Below are 6,549 nucleotides of genomic sequence, written 5' to 3'. Positions count from 1 at the left end.
ACAGATGTGCGTATCTCGTATGGATACCGTAGCCGTGATTGATTTCCACCATCTTACCATAGCCGCCGCGCACGTCGGCCCAGACGACCACGCCGGGCGCCGTCGAGCGCACGATGGCGCCGGTCGGCCCTGACCAGTCGATGCCGGGGTGGAAGGCGTAGCGGCCGGTAAACGGATCGACGCGGGCGCCGAAACCGCTGGTGCGCTCGAACGACGGACCGGCAACCGGCGTGATCAGCGGCACATGCTTCATGCCGCCGAGCAATTCGGTCATCACCGTAAGGTCCGCCGACGATTTCAGGTAAGCCTGCTGGAACGCGGTATCGCTGATGCCCTCGATGGACACGGCCGACAGCGGAATTTCCGGACCGCCGACCCCGCCTTCACCGGCGCGCACGCGCTCGGCAAACTGTTCGGGGTTGATGCCGGTGCGCTTCAGCACGGCGCGGATATGGCCGATGCCTTCCGAGACCTGGCTCTGGGTGCGCGCCATCAGGACGGTCTGGCCGGCGCTGAGGCGGCGAATGCGTTCGGTCTGCACGGCGAGCTGGCGCAACACCGGATGGCGCGTGATGACTTCGGGCGAAATCTCCGCCGGCTCGCGGCGTCCGAACAGCGCGCCGGCCCAGCGGCCGACGGTTGTACTGAAATCGAGCATGCTGGCGCGGGTCGGCTTGGCCGAGCGCTGCTGCGGCTTGACCGGTTGCGGCGTGACAGCCAAATCGGCGCCGCCGGAATTCTGCTGGATCTGCGAGGGCGGAGGCGCCGTATCGACCGAGTCACCCGGACCGCCGTCGAAGGTCTCATGCGCGGCCTGGCTGGTGGTGTCCTGCCGGTTCAGCGTCGCATCGACCTGCTTCTTGCGGTCGAGCACGCCCATGATGATGTTTTGTTTGGCTTCCAACTCATCGGCTGCGGATTTGAATTTTTCGTCCGCCGAGATCAGCGCGTTGTTGACCTCGTCGTAGGAGCCCTGCAGATCGGCGACGCGGTTCTCGTAATTCTGCACCGCCAGTTGGAAGCGATGTTCTTTGCCCGCGATGATGCGGTCTTTGAAGATCACGTTGACCGTTGCGAAGGCGACCCAGCCGAGGAAAATCAAGCAGAGCCCGGCCATCATGGCTTGCAGGATTGGGCTGAAGGTGAAGAATTGTACGCGGCCATCGCTGCGTATGTAGACTTGGCGTTCGGGAAAAGTCTCGTGTAGCCACGCCCAGGCGCGCTCCAGGAGCGAATCCGCCATCTCACCACTTCCCTTTTGGGCGTCTTTCTTCACGCCGACCCCTTGGGATGGCATTTCACCGAATTCCTGGCGCTTGTTCAAGCTATTAGCCCAGAAAAACGACGATGCGGTTAATCGCTGCGGGACCGGGTCACGCGATCTGGTCGCACTCAAAGCTCGGTTGCCGCGGCGAGCACGGCCTCCGCATGGCCATCAACCTTCACTTTCCGCCAGATCGCCAGGATTTTTCCCGCCTTGTCGATCAGGAACGTCGACCGCTCGACGCCCATCGATTTGCGGCCATAGAGCGTCTTTTCGATCCAGACGCCGTAATCCTGGGCGATCCGGGTTTCGGGATCGGAGGCGAGCGTGAGTTTGAGGCCGTGCTTTTCCTTGAAACGATCGTGCGAAGTGGCGCTGTCCTTGGAGACGCCGACCACTGCCACACCCAGCTTTTCAAATTTCCGGGCCAGCAGCGTGAAGTCGACCGCTTCACGGGTACAACCGGATGTATTGTCCTTAGGGTAGAAGTAGAGCACGAAGGGCTTGCCCTTCAGGCCGGCGAGTGACACTTCACCACCGCCGTCGGTGGCGAGTTTGAAGGCGGGCGCCTTATCACCGGGCTTGAGGTCCATTCGTGTTCCATAGTTTAGGTGGTGAACAGGCCGTTAAGCTCTATAGGCGATACTGTGCGGCGCGATTCTGCGCAATAGCCTACGACACACGGGACTGGGGACAGGCGCGGACCTTGAGAGGGCGGACAGTCAGGTGAACCCGATCGCATTGCTGCGGACCGTGAAGGCGCACCATTTCGGTCGCGCCGGGCTGGTGGCTGCCGGTATCATCGGTGTGCTTTTGCTGTTCGTGATCGGCACCGGCATCCGTCTTCTGATCGGGCCGGTATCACTCGGGCCTTTCGCCGGTTCGCTGGCGGATGCGATCGACCGGGCGTTGCCGGGCGTCACCGTCAAATACGACCAGGCGGCCGTCGAATGGGAGCGCGACGAGGGCAAGATCAACCTCGTCATTCTCGGCACCCGGGTGTTCGACCGCGATGGCCGCATTATCGCGCAGGCGCCGAAAGCCGACATCGACATCGCCGCCGGACCGTTCTTGCAGGGCAAGATCGAAGTCAAACGGATCGTCCTGGTCGGCGTGCAGCTCACGCTGGTGCGGACTGCGGATGGCGGCTTACGCCTCGGCGTCGGCAGGGATCGCCAGGAAGAAGACATCCTGAAGCGCCTCGAGGACGCGCTGAAAGACAGCAAGGGACCGTCGACGCTCGAGAGCTTTTCTGTGCGCCGGGCCCGGCTCGCCTTCTACGACGAGACTTCGAAACTATTCGTCGTGGCGCCAAGGGCCGATTTCACCCTGCGTCGCAAAGGGCCCGCGCTGGCCTCGGTGTTCGATGCCGACATGGAGATTTCCGGCTTCCCGGCCCACGTCAAAGGCAACGTCCTGTTTCCAGAGGGCAAGCAGCCGGTCACCGGCCACATCGCGGTGACGGGGCTGTCGCTGCATTCGCTAGCCGCCAATTCGAATGCCTTTGCGGCGGTCAAGAACACCGCCTTGAAGCTCGATCTCGACGGCACCTTTACGATCGACGGGCCGCGCCTCGTTGCCGCCCATTTCACTGCCGCGGGGCAAGGAGCGTTCACCGTTCCCGACGTCGGCAACGGTCATGTCCACGTCTCCCATCTTGCCGCCAAGGGCCATTTCGACGGCATCCGCAACGAGGTCGTGCTCGATCACGCCAGCCTCGTCGCCGACAAGATCAAGGCCGAGCTCGACGGGCACGTTGGCTTCACGGTCAATCCCGAAGGCGATATCACCGGGCTGGGCGGCGAACTGCACATCGCCCGACTGGGGCTGGCGTGGCCGGGGGTGTTCGCCAAGCCGGTCGAATTCGAGACTATCGATGTCAAAGGCGCCTGGGATCGCGCCACGCGCAAATTCACTGTCGAAAAGCTGTCCGCCGGCGGCGCCGCGATGGGATTGAAGGCCTCGGGCCAGATCACGCTGGCGGATGGCCAGTCGCCCGGCGTCGAGCTGACGGGATCGTTCGCGGCGATGAAGGTGCGCGATCTCGTGCATTATTGGCCGCTGGGGGCGGCGCAAGGCGGGCGCGACTGGGTCGACGCCAACATGCCCAACGGCACGATCGGGCCGGTCGCCTTCGAGATTCATGTCACGCCCGGGATGCTCGATCAGCCGGCGCTGCCGCCGGAAGCCATTTCGGTGAAGTTCGCCGTCAGTAATGCCGAGGCCACCTACATCAAGGGCCTGACGCCGATGACCGATATCCACGGCACTGCGGTCGTCACCGGAACGTCGCTGGTGGCGGATATCGCGGCGGCCCGCATCGGCCCGCTGGCGGTCAAGGCGACGCGGTTCGAAATTCCCGATTTCAATTCGCCCGACGAACTCGGCGTCGTCACCGGCAAGGTGCAGGGCGCGATGCCCGACGTGCTGGTGCTGGTCGACATGGGCAACCTGCGTTATCCGACGCGTTTCGGCATCAATGCCGCCAGTGCCAAAGGCGATGCCACGCTCGACCTGTCGTTCAAGATTCCGATGCTGCGGTCGGTGTCGGTCGATCGCATCGCCATCGGGATCAAAGCGCAGGTCTCCGGCTTTGCCCTCACGCTCGGCAAAGCGACCCAGCTCACCGACGGCAACGTGACCTTCACCATCGACAACGACCGGCTGAAGGCGACGGGCACGTCCGGGCTCGGCGGCTCGGCATCGCGTCTGGCGCTCGACTGGACCGAGGAATTCTCCACCGCCAAAGGCCCAATCACGACGCGGGTGAACCTCAAAGGCAGCGTCGATGATACCGCGCGTACCACGCTCGGCATCGGTCTCAAGGATTATGTGAAGGGCCCGATCGGCATCAGCGGCTCGCTGACCGGTCACCGCGGGGCGCTGCAGCAGGCCAACCTGACGCTCGACCTGACGCCGACGGTCGTCACCCTCAACCTGATCGGCGTCAACAAGCCGGCCGGTTTCCCGATGACGGCGCGGCTGGCGGCTGGATTTACGGCGGGGAGCGCCATCGACACCGTCGGCATTCACATCAGCGGGCCGGGCACCTCGGTCAATGCCAACGCCAAGTTCGAAGGCGGGCATCTGGCGCAGGTGCAGGCGCCGGGAGTCCGCCTCGGGCCGCAGAACGATTTCTCGCTCACGCTGACGCGAGGCGCAAGCGGCAGCGATCTCACCATCCGCGGTCACTCGCTCGACGGCTCGCGCATCGGCGCTGAGGGCTCCAGCGGCAGCGAGGACACCAAGTTCGACGAGCCGTTCCGGGTCAGCGCCCATCTCGACCGGCTCGCCTTGCGCGACGGCGTGGCGCTGTCGAATTTCGCCCTCGACATGGCCGGCGTTGCCGATCGCACCGCGACGCTGTCGCTGTCGGGCAATCTGTCGAAAGCCGCCTCGCTGTCGATGAGCATCGCTCCAGGCGACGGCGGGCGGCGCCTGAGCATGACGACGGGTGACACCGGCCTGTTGCTGCAGGGTCTGTACGGCTTCACCGGCATGAAGGGCGGCAAGCTGGACATGAACGCAACCTTTCCGACCTCCGCCGATCAGGTTGCGCCATCCTCGGCGCCCGATTTCCAGGGCAAGGCGATGCTGCGCGAATTCAAGGTGCTGAACCAGCCGTTCCTGGCCCGCCTGTTCTCCGCCGGCTCGCTGCTCGGCCTCGCCAATCTGATGCAGGGGCAGGGCATCGAAGTGGATTCGCTGGAAGTGCCGTTCTCGTCCAAGAACAAGGTCCTGTCGGTGCGCGAAGTGCGTGCCGTTGGTCCGGCGATCGGTGTCTCGGCCGAGGGCTATATCGACCGGCCGAAGAACGCCATCGCGCTCAAGGGCTCGCTGGTTCCGCTGTTCGGGATCAACAGCGTGCTCGGCAACATTCCGCTGCTCGGCACCCTGGTGACCTCCAAGCAGGGCGAGGGCATCATCGGCATGACCTACAGCGTCTCGGGCAATGCCGACGAACCGAGCGTCAGCGTCAATCCGCTGTCGGCGCTGGCGCCGGGCATTTTGCGCCGCATCTTCGAAGGCAAGATTCCGACCGCGGCCCAGGCTCCGACCAACACGCCGCCGCCGGTGCCGACACCCAAGCCGAAGACCAAGCCCGCCCACGAGGGGGATTGAGAAAGTTCTTTCCTCCCCCGCGGAGTCTCGCTCTGCGATTCTGATGACGATCGTGAAATAGCGGGGGAGGTGCTGAGCGTTAGCGAAGCGGAGGGGGGAATGAAGACTGTCGTCTTTATGCCGACAATCCCCCTTCCGTCGCCTGCGGCGCCACCTCCCCCGCTATTGCACCGGTGTGCGGCTCAACGGCTTGAGCTCCGCGGGGGAGGAAAGTCATGGCTCCAAGCAAAGGTCCGCTGCTCCAGAACTACATCGGGCGCGACAGCAGCGTCCGGAGGAATTCCACTTCCGACTTGAAGTCCTTGTCTTCGTTGCACAGCGCCTCCACCCGGCGGCAGGCGTGCAGCACGGTGGTGTGGTCGCGGCCGCCGAAACGCCGGCCGATTTCCGGCAGCGAGCGCGTCGTCAGGATGCGGGCGAGGTACATCGCCACCTGACGCGGGCGGGCGACGCGGCGGGCGCGCTGCGGCGAATGGAAATCGCGCACGTCGAGCTTGTAGTACTCGGCGGTCTTGCGCTGGATGTCCTCGATCGACGTCTTCTTGGTGCCGGTGGCGCGCAAGCCCACGGCTTCCTCGGCCATTTCCGCCGTCACCGGCTTCTTGGTCAGGTCGGCGTAGGTCGCCAGCTTGGTGAAGACGGCGATCATTTCGCGAGGGGAGGCGTCTTCGATATCGGCGATGCGCTCGAGCACGTCTTCCGGAATGACGACGCCGGGACGCAGGCGGCCGAACTCGGCGGCGCGGTGCTTGAGGATATTGAGGCGCGTGTCGCGGTCGGGCTTGCCGAGCTGGATCACCAGTCCGCCGGAAATGCGGCTCTTGACGTCGGCGCCGAGGCCCTCAAGGGCGGCCGGAGCGCGGTCGGCGGCGATCACCACCTTGCGGCGGAGGTCGGCCAGCGCGTTGACGGTGTAGAGGAACTCCGAGGCGGTCGCGGCGGAACGGCAGATGTGCTGCAGATCGTCGATGATCAGCACGTCGGCCGAACGCAGCTCCTCCTTGAAGTTCAGCGTGTCCTTGCGATAGAGCGCGCCGAGGAAGTGGCGCATGAAGTCTTCCGCGCGCAGGAACAGCACCTTCTTGGAGCGCTTGCGGAATTCCAGAGCGGCGGCGTTGAGCAGGTGGGTCTTGCCGTAGCCAAACCCGCCATGGATGTAGAGG

4 protein-coding genes are annotated in these 6,549 nt (G+C 64.5%); 1 reads left to right on the top strand and 3 read right to left on the bottom strand.

Features of this window, described 5'->3' with window-relative positions; translation table 11 throughout:
- Window positions 1–1,243, bottom strand: a 1,243-nt coding sequence (locus AC1P6P_RS07000) for a DUF5930 domain-containing protein (protein ID WP_481401717.1), incomplete at its 3' end; no start/stop codon positions are given.
- Between the two features lie 149 nt (window positions 1,244–1,392).
- Window positions 1,393–1,857 carry a peroxiredoxin gene (locus tag AC1P6P_RS06995; protein WP_481401716.1) on the bottom strand — a complete coding sequence of 155 codons (465 nt, stop codon included), beginning with the start codon at window positions 1,855–1,857 and terminating at the stop codon, window positions 1,393–1,395.
- Between the two features lie 133 nt (window positions 1,858–1,990).
- Here AC1P6P_RS06995 and AC1P6P_RS06990 point away from each other — a divergent pair, with 133 nt between their 5' ends.
- Complete coding sequence (locus AC1P6P_RS06990; RefSeq protein WP_481401715.1) at window positions 1,991–5,386, top strand: YhdP family protein; 3,396 nt, start codon at window positions 1,991–1,993, stop codon at window positions 5,384–5,386.
- A 247-nt stretch (window positions 5,387–5,633) separates the two neighbouring features.
- Here the strand turns inward: AC1P6P_RS06990 and AC1P6P_RS06985 are convergent.
- The coding region (locus tag AC1P6P_RS06985) for a DnaA ATPase domain-containing protein (protein WP_481401714.1) at window positions 5,634–6,549 on the bottom strand (916 nt) is incomplete at its 5' end.

It is taken from the genome of Rhizomicrobium sp. (assembly GCF_056722145.1).
Note: the sequence above shows the minus strand (reverse complement) of the source record. Positions and strands in the feature narration are given on the sequence as shown.